13 protein-coding genes are annotated in these 14,027 nt (G+C 38.9%); 3 read left to right on the forward strand and 10 right to left on the reverse strand.

The window, feature by feature from the left end; translation table 11 throughout:
* Positions 1-433 precede the first annotated feature (433 nt).
* The 7 genes from FSB73_RS22750 to FSB73_RS22780 form a co-directional block, all read right to left on the reverse strand.
* Entirely contained in the window at positions 434-847 is a 414-nt protein-coding gene (locus FSB73_RS22750; protein ID WP_146787696.1) for a hypothetical protein, read from the reverse strand.
* The gene (locus FSB73_RS22755; RefSeq protein ID WP_146787699.1) at positions 817-1,137 is read right to left on the reverse strand and encodes a polysaccharide lyase domain-containing protein; all 321 of its coding nucleotides are present in this window, start codon (positions 1,135-1,137) and stop codon (positions 817-819) included. The genes FSB73_RS22750 and FSB73_RS22755 overlap by 31 nt, the downstream gene beginning before the upstream one ends.
* Positions 1,085-1,960, reverse strand: a complete 876-nt coding sequence (locus FSB73_RS22760; RefSeq protein WP_158639684.1) for a polysaccharide lyase 6 family protein — start codon at positions 1,958-1,960, stop codon at positions 1,085-1,087. The genes FSB73_RS22755 and FSB73_RS22760 overlap by 53 nt, the downstream gene beginning before the upstream one ends.
* 186 nt (positions 1,961-2,146) lie before the next feature.
* The gene (locus tag FSB73_RS22765) at positions 2,147-3,106 is read right to left on the reverse strand and encodes a glycoside hydrolase family 88 protein (protein ID WP_225974899.1); all 960 of its coding nucleotides are present in this window, start codon (positions 3,104-3,106) and stop codon (positions 2,147-2,149) included.
* Positions 3,107-3,141: 35 nt separating this feature from the next.
* The gene (locus FSB73_RS26035) at positions 3,142-3,369 is read right to left on the reverse strand and encodes a hypothetical protein (RefSeq protein WP_225974304.1); all 228 of its coding nucleotides are present in this window, start codon (positions 3,367-3,369) and stop codon (positions 3,142-3,144) included.
* Between the two features lie 13 nt (positions 3,370-3,382).
* Positions 3,383-5,215 (reverse strand): alpha-L-fucosidase, encoded by a 1,833-nt coding sequence (locus tag FSB73_RS22770; RefSeq protein ID WP_225974305.1) that lies wholly within the window; start codon positions 5,213-5,215, stop codon positions 3,383-3,385.
* A 347-nt stretch (positions 5,216-5,562) separates the two neighbouring features.
* Positions 5,563-7,719 carry a glycoside hydrolase family 31 protein gene (locus tag FSB73_RS22780; protein WP_225974306.1) on the reverse strand — a complete coding sequence of 719 codons (2,157 nt, stop codon included), beginning with the start codon at positions 7,717-7,719 and terminating at the stop codon, positions 5,563-5,565.
* 525 nt (positions 7,720-8,244) lie between these two features.
* Between FSB73_RS22780 and FSB73_RS22785 the strand changes: the two genes are divergently transcribed.
* From FSB73_RS22785 to FSB73_RS22795, 3 genes are read left to right on the forward strand one after another with little or no spacing between them, the layout of a single operon-like run.
* A complete protein-coding gene (locus tag FSB73_RS22785) occupies positions 8,245-9,084 on the forward strand; it encodes an ABC-three component system protein (RefSeq protein WP_146787705.1) in 840 nt (279 codons plus the stop codon).
* Positions 9,071-9,304, forward strand: a complete 234-nt coding sequence (locus tag FSB73_RS27870; RefSeq protein ID WP_146787708.1) for an ABC-three component system middle component 6 — start codon at positions 9,071-9,073, stop codon at positions 9,302-9,304. Before FSB73_RS22785 ends, FSB73_RS27870 begins: the two co-directional genes overlap by 14 nt.
* Entirely contained in the window at positions 9,295-10,995 is a 1,701-nt protein-coding gene (locus FSB73_RS22795; protein ID WP_146787710.1) for a DUF2326 domain-containing protein, read from the forward strand. The genes FSB73_RS27870 and FSB73_RS22795 overlap by 10 nt, the downstream gene beginning before the upstream one ends.
* Positions 10,996-11,259: 264 nt before the next feature.
* Here the strand turns inward: FSB73_RS22795 and FSB73_RS22800 are convergent, their stop codons facing one another.
* The 3 genes from FSB73_RS22800 to FSB73_RS22810 all read right to left on the reverse strand — a co-directional run bounded on the left by FSB73_RS22800 (position 11,260) and on the right by FSB73_RS22810 (position 13,780).
* Positions 11,260-12,666 carry a hypothetical protein gene (locus FSB73_RS22800; RefSeq protein WP_146787713.1) on the reverse strand — a complete coding sequence of 469 codons (1,407 nt, stop codon included), beginning with the start codon at positions 12,664-12,666 and terminating at the stop codon, positions 11,260-11,262.
* A 416-nt stretch (positions 12,667-13,082) separates the two neighbouring features.
* The gene (locus FSB73_RS22805; RefSeq protein WP_146787718.1) at positions 13,083-13,373 is read right to left on the reverse strand and encodes a hypothetical protein; all 291 of its coding nucleotides are present in this window, start codon (positions 13,371-13,373) and stop codon (positions 13,083-13,085) included.
* Between the two features lie 53 nt (positions 13,374-13,426).
* Positions 13,427-13,780 carry a hypothetical protein gene (locus FSB73_RS22810; RefSeq protein ID WP_146787723.1) on the reverse strand — a complete coding sequence of 118 codons (354 nt, stop codon included), beginning with the start codon at positions 13,778-13,780 and terminating at the stop codon, positions 13,427-13,429.
* Between the last annotated feature and the right edge of the window lie 247 nt (positions 13,781-14,027).

Below are 14,027 nucleotides of genomic sequence, written 5' to 3' on the forward strand. Positions count from 1 at the left end.
AAATAAACCGCTACTTGACCCGGTTAGCAGTAAAGCTATTAAACAAACCGTTAAGCCATTGGCTGTAAGCAGCCTCATTATAATTTTTACGCACCGCACACTTCTAAATTTCATGATTATATTTTTTAAATTTAGGGCCTCATTTTGTTTCTTGATAAAGAAGCGCATTGAATAATCCTTGCTTATCTTATACCTAAAAGGATCATCCGCTCTTTTTTCAGACTTATTCCGTGGTCAACCTAAATGCAATAATAAATAGGATTGTTCATTAATAACTGTAACAGCTTTCCCTTCTATTCATCTATTTTGGCATAAATGCCAACAAAAAGCAGGCAAATGATAGCATTTTAGCCTCAAAAACCTCAAATTTCCTAATGACCTGTTCAAACGAACGTCCAAAATCAACATATGTAATTTAGTCGCTTATTGGTCTTTACCTGCTTTGCGTTATACCCACTTGCCCGAGTGAAGGTCGTGTTAAGGGGAAATTGATTTTTCGTGCACGGGAGCACTGATCTGCGCCGATCATTAATTTCCCTTTTCTTGGCTGGCCGTCAATATCTGTCAGTTGACCTTTTGTAATAAAAGCCGGCACGTTGCTTTGAATATATAACGTCGGGCTATTTTTGGATAGATGCATAACTCCCCCATTTTCTATTTTCTCTCTTTTTGGGTCTTTGTTCTTTGGCGTGTCCCTAATAAGTTTTGGATTTTCTTCTCTGTTATATAATGCGGAAGGTGGATTGTCAGCGAGCGGTAAATCACCTGTACTGCCTACTGCGTAATAAACATTATCTGTCCAGATAGGTCTAAGGATTAGACCGCCTCCTTGTTGAACCCTAGCCACCGCTTCCCCCCTTCAATCAGGTTCCCTGTGATCTGAATAGCGGTAGCACCTAAACCATTATGGCGCCGACCGAAATAAAAGCCTGTTTTGTTATTGATTAATGTATTAAAACCGATAAAGACTCGATCTGGTCGGTCGTGACAAGTCAGCTTGGCACCATCTGCTACTTCTCCATCACCATTACCAATCTGTATGGCTAGCGGACAGTTTTCAAAATAATTACTATAGATGCGGTGATCATCCCCAAAAAACCGGATACCGGGGTATTGAAAAATAATTTCCGTAGACATTACAGTGATTACCGTGACGTAAAGTAAACTGCGCTTTACTGTCTCTGAAGGTATTATAGCGCAAGGTGACCCCAGATGCCTTAACGGAGATCAATTCAGCTTCACCATTGCAGTCTTCAAATAAATTATACTCTACAAGGCTTGTACTGGTGGACATACTATAGCCACTTAAGCCAAACTGGAAAGCCTCTGCCCCATTTTTACCCCCTTGATCTTTATAATGCGCAAAATAATTATGGTGAATCCATAAATACTTTGCAATCTGACTACCATGACCTCTTATGGCTAGAAAGCGTCCCATGGCGTCTTTGTTTAAAAAACTATTATGATCCACCTCTTGATAATCTCCGGCGATTGTCAGATCGTTGCCGTCGCCTGTGGTTTCAAAAACGTTGTGTGTCCAACGGCAATGGCTGGTGCCAGCCGTGGACATAGCACTGGAGCTGGCATTTTTAAAGACAAAATCCCGGATTTCAATATAGGCTGCGGGTGCTTTTAGAACCAATCCGCCCTTTCCAGTAAGAATAACCTGGCCACTATGGGCTGCTGCCAGAATAATCGGTTTGCCGGATCGGCCACGGGCAGCAACTTCGATATCTGTTTTCAAGTCATAGGTACCATCTGCTAAAAGCAGCATATCACCTGGCCCCGCAGTTTTCAGGGCAGTATTTAAATCGGCAATAGAGCTAATGGGTTTGATTTTTTTTAAAGTATATTGGAAGGCGTCAGAACCATAAACGGTATTTTCCACAAAATCTTCCTGTATAGACCGAAGATGATTATTTGCTGCCATCACATCTCGGGGAAGGTCCGGTGAAAGCATATAGTCAACGCAAGTATTTGCCTTGGTTAAGCCAGGGAAAATAAACATAAGGACCGCAAATTTTTTGTTCAATAACGATAACAGTCCTTTTCTTTTAAATTTCACATTCATGATCGCTTATTTGTCATTTATATTGCTCATTGTCGCGGTTTATCCTGTTGTCTTACGCATCTTATGATGGTCGGCTTACAAGACAGATTTATGTAGGTACAGGTTATCTAATCGCTGCAAGGCTTCCACATAATAATAATCGGCATAGTTTAAGGGCACATCAACTTCCGAATGACTTGGTTTTGACCCTGTGCTATGCAGCAGGATAAAGCCATGGTGCCGGCCGGCGGCCGACCGGTAATGATTGGTGAGTCGGGTTAAAATTTTTATGGCAATTTTTCTGTAATAGTGCCCTTTTTTACTATAAGTGCTTAGTTCCAGAAGGCCGCTTGCAATAACGGCCGCTGCTGATACGTCGCGGGGTTCATTTGGAATACCCGGGGCATCGAAATCCCAATAGGGAATCAGATCTTTAGGCAGGTGCGGATTGTTTAAAATAAACCTGGCAATAAGCTCAGCCTGAGCTAAATAGGTCTTGTTACCGGTTTCCCGGTAACACATGGTATATCCATAAAGTCCCCAGGCCTGGCCGCGGGCCCAGGCAGACGCATCGCTATATCCCTGATGGGTCGTTTTTTTGATAACACGGCCGGTGGTTGAATCATAATCCACCACATGAAAGGAACTATAGTCTTTTCTAAAGTGGTTTTTCATGGTGGTTTTAGCGTGCTGATCAGCAATATGGTAAAAACTGGTATCTCCTGTTAACTTTGTGGCTTCAAAAAGCAGTTCCAGGTTCAGCATATTATCAATGATAACAGGGTATGCCCATTTTTGTTTATTATGGTCCCAGGATCTGATTGCCCCTACGGTCGGGTTAAAACGGGAGGAAAGCGTCTTAGCGGCAGTGATGATTACTGCTTTGTAGGTCGGATCTTTTGTAAGTCTGTATCCATTACCAAAGCTACAATACACCTTAAATCCCATGTCATGGGTCGTAGCGTTCCATTTTTCTTTTTCAATGCGTGCTGTATATTGACGGGCAGCTGTTGCCCACTTAGACTGGTGATTAAATCCATACAGGTACCAAAGCAGGCCAGGGAAAAATCCGCTGGTCCAATCCTTAGAAGCTACAAGTAATAGTTTGCCATCTTTTCTGTGCGTGGAGAGACTAGATTGGCATGACCTGCTTGCGCTTCAGGTACTGCTTTTAGCATCACATTTGTCTGGGATTCAATCTCCTTAAATACTTTTTGTATACCTGCTTTATTTAATTTTACTTTTTGGCTAAAGCCAACTGTACAGCAAGCAGCTGTGATAATAATGGTTACTATTAGGTGTTTTATAATTCGCTTCATAATTTGCTTTTATTTAGTCCTTCTGTAATGGGCGTAATTGGATTTCTAATAATTTCATGAGTTCTGGCCCTGTAATCGCCTCTGCCTTTATTGTTAGATGATGAATGCCAGCAGGAAGATCAACTGTACCGCCATCATCTGTATGATTTTTTTCGGAAGGTTTGTGGTCGACGACGCGGTTAACCTGATAGTCATCCAGGGACATCATATAGCGACCTCCCGAGGCAACGTCTGACACATACTTTATTTGTATATTAAATTGCGCTGGAAAATCTGTCCTGAAAGTCCACTCTACATACTGATCTTTTGACTTCCATCCACTTACGTAATAACGGTTCGCTTTTCCATCACCAAAACCGAACTTGCCTCCGTGCTGGGTAGCGTCGTAAGCGAGTAAGCGGCTAAGGGATATATTTGTGGAGACGTATCGCAATGAATCCGCCTGAATGGTTGGAGCATGATCTTTTAACTCCAGGACAATTACGGTATTGGCAGTGTCATCGTCTTCAGCCCTGGTAGGCAGTTTCAACATAATATCCAAAGGATTTATTCGTTTTACGGATATAATTTCCCTTTGATTTGCCAGCATATAAGCTTTATTTACAGGGGATTTCAGGCCACCAACATATAAATGACCATCCTTTGGCCACTCAAAGACATGTAAAAAGATTTTATTTGCTTTTGTGGTAATGACACCCCAGCTTTGTAAGGGGAGCGGACTACGCTGGGTTCCGTATATGCTGGAATCATTTTTGGCCATCCAGGCGCCTATCCCATTTAAAATCTTTATATCCTTGGGGTCAAATGCGCCACTTCCCATGGGGCCAATATTCATGAGCAGATTACCGCCCCTGGAAGCCGCACTGGCCAGTAGGCGGATAAAATGACTGGCGGGTTTATGCGACAAATCAAACTTTGAATACCCATAGGATTCATTGGTCGTGGGGATGGCTTCCCAGTCTCCCTGGACCGGATAAAACGCTGCCGGCCGGTCAGCTGTATTTTGATAATCGCCGAAATTACGTCCTGAAATGCGGGCCAGCCGTCCATTGATGACGATCTCAGAAGCTGTATCTGTGGCCCGAATAGCTTTGAGTATCCGAAGATTTTCTGAAAGCGGTAATTTGTGCGGCGTATCAAACCAAAGAATATCCGGATGATATTTTTGGATCAGTTCTTTAATTTGTGGTATGGCTTTTTCATTTACATAGCGCTGAATCCTGGGTAACCATTCGGGATGATTGTCATACCATTTTTCTCCACCAATTTTTTTGTCTCCACCCGGGTTATCATAATCCCAGTCGTTACCAGGTGCATCTGGGTGCTCCCAGTCAAATGCATGGGAATAGTAAAACCCGAATTTGAGGCCGTATTTTTTACAGGCAGCCGATAAGGCAACCATTGGGTCTTTATGATAAGCGCTCTGCTTGACGATATTATAATCTGATACCTTTGAGTCATACATTGCAAAGCCGTCATGATGTTTGGCGGTAATAATCAAATAACGCATGCCTGCCTTTTTTGCTTGTTTCACCCAGGTGTCTGCATTGAATTGGACGGGATTAAAATGATGGGCCAGATTTAGATATACGCTGCGGGGAATCTTTTTTATACGCATAAGATGCTCTGCATAACCTGGAACGGGTTTGCCCTGCCATGCTCCAGCAGCTTCGGAATATACGCCCCAATGCAAAAACATGCCAAATTTAGCTTCCCGCCACCAGCTGATTCTTTGTTCATGATTTTGCATTGAAGCAGTCCACCAACCATTAAGGGCACTATCAATAGCCACCTGATCACGGTCCTTAACCTCGTTTAACATTGTGCCTTCGGCTGCACTATCCACTGCCTCTGATTTTACGTGATTTAGCTTGTCCGGATGTGCGTTTAAAGGGTTTGATTTTAAAGGGTGTGATTTTAAAGCCTGTGATTTTTGAGCTTGCGATTTATGCGTGTATGTTTTTTGGGCAAAAACACCGTTACGCCCGATGGATAAAACAAGCAAAATGATTAAAGTGCGAAATTGCCTTATGAACCATGCGTGCCAACGTCCGCCGCCTTTTAGCGCAAATATTATTTGTTTATTTTTAAACTGATGGCTTATTGGCCATTGAATAAGTATATATTGAAAATAAAGTGGCATAGGTGTTCCCTGAAATTTTTATGATTCTAAATTGGTTTATCAACATGACTTTACTGTTGAGCCGTCATCCATTTCCAGGTGATCTTACCTAATGTATTGGGCTTACCGGACACGGGTGCGCTAATCTTGCCTTCTAAGATCCCTTTTGCATTTTTGACAACCGTAATCGTTCTCCAGCTATAGGCGCCCTTTTCATAGTCATAACTGAGACCGTCATCATCATAAAGCTGAAAACTGCCGGGCTTGGTACCGTAATATCGAATTTCCAGATCAACTTTCTGATCGCCCCCAGGGGCATGTAACATAGCGGGCATCATGGGTATAATGCCTCCATCTCTGACATAGACTGGGATTTTGTCAAGTCCTGGCGTAACTTGAATGATCTCACCGTTGCCCACATAAGCGCCTGTATAAAAGTCATACCAATTGCCTTTGGGTAAAATAACTTTACGGCTGGTCTGCCCGGTAAATATGGGTGCCACTAATAAATTTGGACCAGCTAAATATTGATCCTTGATTTCCTTTGCTTTAGCTTCTTCATAAGGGTTTTCCTCCAGGTTCTGCGCTGTTTTTTCTAGCTTAAGTGTGGAACTGAATCCGGGTTCCAGATTCATGGCCCTAAATGGTGGGATTCCTTTAAAGTGATATAGTGCAAAGGATGCATACCAGTAAGGCATCATGCGCATTCTAAGTTCTGCGAGTTGCTTTATCTGATCTGCGACTTCCGGGAATGTCCAGGGTTTAGTGCCGCTGGACCAGGCATTGATCATGGCCAGGGGTGAGAAGATATTTGACTGAAAACGGCGCAGCCATTCCTCGGCCGTCTTGGATGCCCTGACTTCCGGCGTCCAGAGTACGCCGGCAAATCCGCTATTAATTAATGCAGTAATAAAATCCCTGTGATCATAATAATCATTATATATCACGTAAGGAAATCGGACGCCACCGCCATTAGATGCCCGTACAAGTCCATAGGTTCTTCTATTCAGCTGGTGAAACATCTCTGTGCTATAGCGTTGGATTAATAGGCCATAGATCTGACGCATCTGCTCGCCACTGGTGCCGGAGGGAAAAGTCGCCACATCTGGCCATAGGTACTGATCGCCGCCATCGACTTCATCAAATTTGAATCCGCTGACGCCAATAGCGACCTGATGCTGCTTAAGATAACCAAAAAAAATATCCCTGGCTGCTTTCATGGTAAGATCAGGCACCACACCATTCCAGACGGTGTGCGTACCTGTAAAAGGTTTGATTGCCTTATAAATAGGTGACTCGGGAGATATATAGGGATTGGTCCATAAATTAAGCCGGACGCCCTTTTTTAGCATACTTTCTGCAAAGGCTGCCGGATGAGCAAAGCGGGTGCTGTCCCACTGCAAAGTGCAGGGGTAGGATTTACTTTGCCAGCCTGGCTCCAGACCGATAAAATCAAGTGGATAGCCTTTGCTTTCAAAATCTGCTGCTTCTTTAGCCACTTGGTCTGCATTATATAATCTTTGGACGCGCTGGGTAAAACCTAGTCCCCATCTTGGCGGGATAGGCCCGCCGCCATTAAACAGATTAAAGCGGCGTACGACGTCCAGCGTCGTAGGCCCGGCGATAACATAAATCACCCCACCCGATGCCGGCACCAGCATATCCACGCCATCAGAATAGGGTCGGGGGCTCCACTTTTTGTCCAGATTTCTGTCATAAATCACGGGTGGATGTTTACTGTCTTTTTCTACTGCAGTTCCCGCATATATCTTGATGTATCTGGCGACATTGACAAATACACCATATCCGTTTGAGGATACGTAAAACGGTGTCGGCGCATGTGTATGGCCATCATCTGCACCAGCATAATTATCCACATGCAGCTGCATAATCCGGCCACGTTGATTGACTGTCTTGAAATTAAGACCAAAACCAAAAAGTTGTTCTTTTTTATCAAGTGGAAAATGTAGGTATGTCTGGTGGTCGACCACTTTTGCAGTGATGTCCATTTTGACAAGCGGAAACGGCTCTTCCCCAATATCTTGTAAGCCATGCATATTGGCCTCAGCGCCTGCCGCGCTACGTAGGTCAATCTTATCCGGCACTCCTACTGTGGCTTTATAAATCCCTGGTGCGACTTCTTGCCATTTAAGTTGCTGGGCAGCACTATTATTAATAGCTGCGAGCAATAGTAACAGCAAGAATATAAATGGCCAAATCCATTGCACGGGCCCATTATTTGACATTTTAAATAGTAAACTCTTATTTTCAGCGATTAAATGCATTTTTTATACCTAATTTTTACTTTAATATCCTTTGATTTATGACTTACTATAACCAACATAGAGACCCATTGCTAAACTTAGCTTGAAAACTCACCAAATCAGGGCAATATATCAGGACCTCACAAATTTAATCGAATATTATTGTTTGATAAGATGGATTATTGGCCAATTAGTAAGTTAAATTAACCTCGAAAGACTAAGTCAACAAGCCATCACCTTTTGGCGAGGGCTTGCCAAAGCTACATATAGCGATATTATCAATCTCTACAGCAAAGTCAGCATATTCGAAACTTTTATTTTACTTTTGAAACTTGTTAAACAAAAGACTATAAACTCCACTGATTTTCAATTAATTGGAATTTGGATCGTTATTTAAAAAACAACAAAATAACATCCAAACCACATAATTGGTAAAAAAGGTAAGGATATAAAATTTGATAATGACAAAAAACGAATTAGAATTATAAAATGGCAGACAACAAGGCGAGGCAATATTCAAAGTTAACAATAAAAAAATTATATGCACTTTCTGGAAACAAATGTGCCTTTCCAGGTTGTGATGTGCAGTTTTTAAATTGGGAAGATGATACTAATTTTTCAAATATATGCCATATTGAAGATGCGAACCTAAACACGCACAAGGCAGATAGGTATAATCCAAAAATGTCAAATAAGGAAAGGTCGGATTATAAAAACCTTTTATTACTTTGTCCAAATCACCACATTGAAACAAATAATCCAGAAAGGTATACCGTAGAAGTTCTAAGAGATATAAAACGTAACCATGAAGAAGCAATTTTAAGAAAATTATCTGGGCAACATTTAATCACCAAAAATCCCTCCGCTTTAAATATAGTAATAAGCTGTTTAGGGAGCTCTATTTTTAATGATCAAAATGGACAAGAGCCAATAAAAGCTCCAAACCCAGAAGATAAAATTCGTTACAATAATATTAAAAAGTTTAAGCCTATTATTGAAGAGTATAAAATTTATCAAGGCAGATTAAATAAGATTTATGAAGAAATTGAAAAGCAAGGATCTACCAGAAAGGAATTTGTTTTGCGTAATATTAGGGACACCTATTTAATAGAGAAAGTTAAATACGACAATATTGACCAAATTAGAGCGAACGCGGATAATATTATTGAAAATGTCCAAGCAAAACTATGGCACTTGTTAGAAACCAGTGGCAATGCAAATACACATTTACCTATTGAAACAATACAAATAAGCTTATTCGTAATCCTGGTAGATGCATTTATGAGGTGTAGCATTTTAGAAGAACCTAAGAAATATGATTATCAATAAACATATAAATCCAGAAAGAGATCTCTATTATCTCGGTGGCAAATTAATAGAAATTTTGGGAGATTCAAATCCTATAAATATTGATTATATAGATCTATATAACCAATTAAATAACGAACATCATATTTCAATCAATTTATTTTCATTGGTATTAGATTGGTTGTTTATATTAGGAGTAATAAAAAAAGGCAAAAAGGGGGCGATAGTAAAATGTTTTTAAAGCGTTTAATCATAGAAAACAAAACGGGCATAATTAGGGACATTCCTTTCAAAAAAGGCATCAACCTAATCGTGGACGAAACGCCTGAAGGGAATCCCCAACAAACCACTGGTAATAATGTTGGCAAAACAACAGTTCTTCGTTTAATCGATTATTGCTTAGGGTCAAAAGGGGAAAACATATATAAAGACATCGAATTCTCAAAGCAGCCGAATACAAATATTGAAAACTTCTTACTGGAAACAGAAGTTTTAATTACCATTGAATTGACAACTGATATAACTGACAAAAATAGTGATCAAATTACAATACAACGTAACTTTTTAAAAAGAAATAAAAAAATACAGAGGATTAATAATACGGATTACTTGGACGATAAAAAATTCGATTTAGAATTAAAACGATTAATTTTTAAAACCGGGGTAGCCAAACCGACATTCAGGCAAATAATTTCTAAAAATATAAGATTAGATAAAGACCGAATGGATAAAATCGTTCGAGTGCTTGGTTCTTTTGTCGGCAATGAAGTCTATGAAGCATTATATCTATTCTGGCTAGGCATAATGACAGAGCATGCACAGGAGAAACATAGACTTACCGGCGAAAAGAAAAATGAGCATAAATTCCGTGCTCGGTTAAAAAAAGAAGGGGAACTTTCCTTAATTGAACAAAAATTGGCTTTCCACAATGATAAATTATTAGCGCTTGAAAAGCAAAAAGAGAATTTTAATCTAAATGAAAATTATGAGGAAGATTTGGTGAGGCTCAATCAGGTAAAATATAATTTAAATAAAATATCCACCCAAATCAGTCAGCTAGAGGTAAGGAAAGATTTAATACATGAAAGTAAAGTTCAATTAGAGCATGAATATACACATATTAACAATGAAAAAATAAAAAACCTTTATGACTCAGCTAATGCATTAATACCTGATATACAAACAACTTTTGAAGAGACTTTAAAATTTCATAATGAATTAATAGCAGAAAAATTAGATTATATAACCAAGGAGCTACCCGATTTAGAGGATAAACTGAAAACATTGCAATCAGATTTAGTTAAATTATGCAATAAAGAGAAAAGCCTAATTGATAAAATAAGAAAATCGAACGTAATTGCAGATTTAGAAAAGATTGTTACTGAATTAAATATACAATTTGAGCGGAAAGGAAATTTGGAGGAGCAAAAACGTCTCTGGGATTTTTCAAATGCAAAATTAAAGCGAATTGAAAATGACCTGAATTTGACCAACCAACACATCAACGCTAATGATGAATTGATTAAGCAAAGAGTAACTCAATTTAATAAATATTTCACAAAATTATCTGTGATTCTCTATGATGAAAATTATATTCTCAGCCCTATAAAAAAAGAAGATGGTTATGATTTGATGGTGATAAATATAGAAGCAAATCCAAGTACTGGTAAAAAGAAAGGACAAATAGCGGCTTTTGATTTTGCATATATTCAATTTGCTGACGACTTTGATATCCAATGCTTGCACTTCATATTACATGACCAATTAGAGAATATGCATGATAATCAATTGAATACTTTAGTTAACGTTGCAAATAACATCAATGGACAGTATATCGTTCCCATTTTAAGGGATAAAATACCTGCTAATATTGATATTAGTCAAATTGAAATTCTATCCTTGTCCCAAAACAATAAATTATTCAAATTATAATGCTATTGACTTAGACTTAAACCAACTTATAGCATAAATGAACCAGGAAATTAAAGATACGCACCTGCAATGCCCCTCTGTTAGCAACTGCCCTTCCATGAACAGCATCCAGTTAAACTTATTTATGATTTATGGCCAGCCTCGCTCCACCAAAATAAATACATAAAAAATATATAAGCCTGATTTTGTCCAAAATAAACACCTCCGCCACCTGCAGTTGAATGTGAATAATATGAAAGAAACAGTCAATTCTGCAGCCATCTATTATTTTATCTTCTCCACTTTGATTTTAAAGGTTGCCGTTTGCTCTCCTCCACCTATTGAGGTGCCTTTGACTTCTTGTAGAAATGCCTGGGAATTGTTAGAATTGAATTTGCCTTCAATTCTAAGTAATGCACCTTCTGGAGTAACTTCGGCCACAGTTGCCTGGCCTTGCGTTCTGAATGCATCTTCCCCTTTGCTATCCATCGCTTCTTCCCTATCTGCTTTGAATGCCTTGGAATTTATATAATTCGGGTTATTCGCATATTGATCATTAATTTTTGCATTAATATTTTTAGTCTTGGTACTAGTATTAGTAATATTTCCGCCAATCTTCTGCCTTAAAGCCATTAATTTTTGGAGATCTGCTTCGCCCTGTTTTGTCTTAAAATAGTTAGGGTCTTTTTCATGTGCTTGCATGCGCAGTGCCATATCCTTCATATCTTCGCTGCCACTCATATTACGATGTGCATTATCTATTGTTTCTCTTATATTCATCCGCCGAATACCAGCTATCAATTCCAACTCGGTGGCGGTAGCCATTGCAATAGAATTTTGACCGCTATTACCACTCACGCCTAATTGCACAGTATTTCCTGGACTGTAGGTTAAGGTTCCTTTATCTATATCAACGGTTCTTACAATTGTATGTCCATCACCTTGTATTTTCCAAACAACCTGTCCTTTTTGAGGGCTGGTATAATAGAGGTTCATCGTAGCATTTCCCATAGGATGCGCCTTATCCAATTTATCCACGGTAAACAAAAAGGGAATAGAGTAAATCATTGGTGAAATTAATTTTTTTGAGGTACCATCCTTTTCAACTGAAACGGCCTTTTCAACCTTTATCTGCATGTTTCTGGTTTTATCTAATGGCTCCAGAAAATAGGTACCATCTACAGCGGCTTTAAGGTTGGCATAACACTGCCCATGGAGCATAATATCCTGGCCAATTAAAGGCAGTGTTTGCTCGGCTTCCAAAGTGATTTTATATTGCGACGGCTGAATTGTCGCATTACATACAAGCCATATTGTAGAATTGTCTTTGGCTTTTACCTCGACAGCTATAGCTACTGGATTTTTTGCTGGGGAAATGGCCGGTGCCTTATATTTTACCGCTGATAAATCAAACCTATGCACAAAAGAAAGACTTCCATCTGCCGGGCTAAGTTCGTTCATATTTTTTCCATTTACAGTCCATCGGATCACATATGGAGAAAGTTCAATGCCAAACATAGATTTTAGTGGATCTTTTCCAATAATTGGTGCATAGTGAAGGCTAATGGTCATTTCCTGCTCTGGCTCAAGTGTCTGCGCCCCTTTTGGATATAATATGAAGCCATTTTTAACCTGCGCAAATGCAGATACCTGGATGCATAACAGCATTATCATATAATAAAATCTTTTCATCTTTTCCATTTTACCATTAAAATTCATCTAGGAACTATTTAACTCATAATTTTCAACATTTTACCATTTTTATCCCTATTCATTCTCAGAGATTTATTTACCTTATCCACTTTTAAAGCATTATTATACAATGCAATACGAATCAATGTACGCTTGCCTTTGCTCAACTAGCAAAAAGGACAAAGAATCAAAATAAGTAATCTGAATATTATCGGCATAAAACAACGAGGCGCTTCTATATCCAGTACCATTTACAGCTTTTACATTTTATACGCACGGCTAAAGAGATCCAATTTTTAAAAATTTAGCTAGTTTAGTCCAGTCAATCCGGCTAATTATTGAAATCATTTTGTTATAATGAAAAGTTGATATTTCTATGATCATATTTTCTATCACTGGATCGCTGCCATTGTCTATTATTTTAAAATGAAAAAATTCATTTGACCCACGGACATTTTTGGCCAATCTCCCAGATATAATATAGCATTGTAAAACGTGTCAGCGCTGTTTTCGTCCGGTAATTGTTCAAATAAGACCAACTGATTAATACCGGGAGCGGTAACCTTTTTAATCACCTTACCCAGGTTATGACCACTAATGGAGTGACTTTGATTAAATTCCAGCGATAGAATTCCATATTGTTTGTCATTAGATAACCTATTTATATTTTTAAAATACCTTTCATTTTTCGCTTTAATAGTAGCCAACTGCTCTTTACTAGCTGAAGTAAGGCCAGCAGTTCTTGTAATATATGCCGCTGTTAGCTTTTTATTTTAGCTTCATTTTTTATGTATATTGTGGATATGGGGTTCATAGATATTTCATATCGGTTATCTTCATTTATAAATACAGGTATATTATCCATTCCTTTCAAATAATTTTTGATGACCACCTTTTGACTTGGATTATCCCTCAACAAAAGGGGCTTATTTGATACGGCCCAGCCCCCATTACAAATTTCAGATTCAATCTCTTGCTGCAGTATCTCACATACCTTGTCATGCAAAAGAATTTCTTGCGCTGTTGCAGTTCGGTAAATATCCGGAGAATTATTCTGGGCAAAAAGAGTGGCTGCAGCCAAAACAAAGAGTATATTTAAGATTAGAAGTTTCATTGTTTATTTTGAATGAATGGCCCTTACAGCGCATTAGCAAAAGTTAATTTTAATGCCCAAATCAAAATTAAATCGCACCGTGACAGAAATTCTTCCCCTAAAAAGGGGAATTTTATAATCAAAATGGTAGCTGTAACGCTCAGATCCAGATATATCCAGCATTATTTATAAAGACTCGGCAAATAATTACACTTTTGCCCAACACATTTGGACCGGATCATAATTACTCCATAGATATATAATCATT

Origin of the sequence: Arachidicoccus ginsenosidivorans (assembly GCF_007971385.1) — a bacterium.
Taxonomy (GTDB): domain Bacteria; phylum Bacteroidota; class Bacteroidia; order Chitinophagales; family Chitinophagaceae; genus Arachidicoccus; species Arachidicoccus ginsenosidivorans.

Excerpts from the sequence above, each read along its gene's own strand:
- FSB73_RS22755 (WP_146787699.1), bottom strand. The coding sequence starts at position 1,137 with ATGTCTACGGAAATTATTTTTCAATACCCCGGTATCCGGTTTTTTGGG.
- FSB73_RS22760 (WP_158639684.1), bottom strand. The coding sequence starts at position 1,960 with ATGCTTTCACCGGACCTTCCCCGAGATGTGATGGCAGCAAATAATCAT.
- FSB73_RS26035 (WP_225974304.1), bottom strand. The coding sequence starts at position 3,369 with ATGAAGCGAATTATAAAACACCTAATAGTAACCATTATTATCACAGCT.
- FSB73_RS22785 (WP_146787705.1), top strand. The coding sequence starts at position 8,245 with ATGGCAGACAACAAGGCGAGGCAATATTCAAAGTTAACAATAAAAAAA.
- FSB73_RS27870 (WP_146787708.1), top strand. The coding sequence starts at position 9,071 with ATGATTATCAATAAACATATAAATCCAGAAAGAGATCTCTATTATCTC.
- FSB73_RS22795 (WP_146787710.1), top strand. The coding sequence starts at position 9,295 with ATGTTTTTAAAGCGTTTAATCATAGAAAACAAAACGGGCATAATTAGG.
- FSB73_RS22800 (WP_146787713.1), bottom strand. The coding sequence starts at position 12,666 with ATGAAAAGATTTTATTATATGATAATGCTGTTATGCATCCAGGTATCT.
- FSB73_RS22810 (WP_146787723.1), bottom strand. The coding sequence starts at position 13,780 with ATGAAACTTCTAATCTTAAATATACTCTTTGTTTTGGCTGCAGCCACT.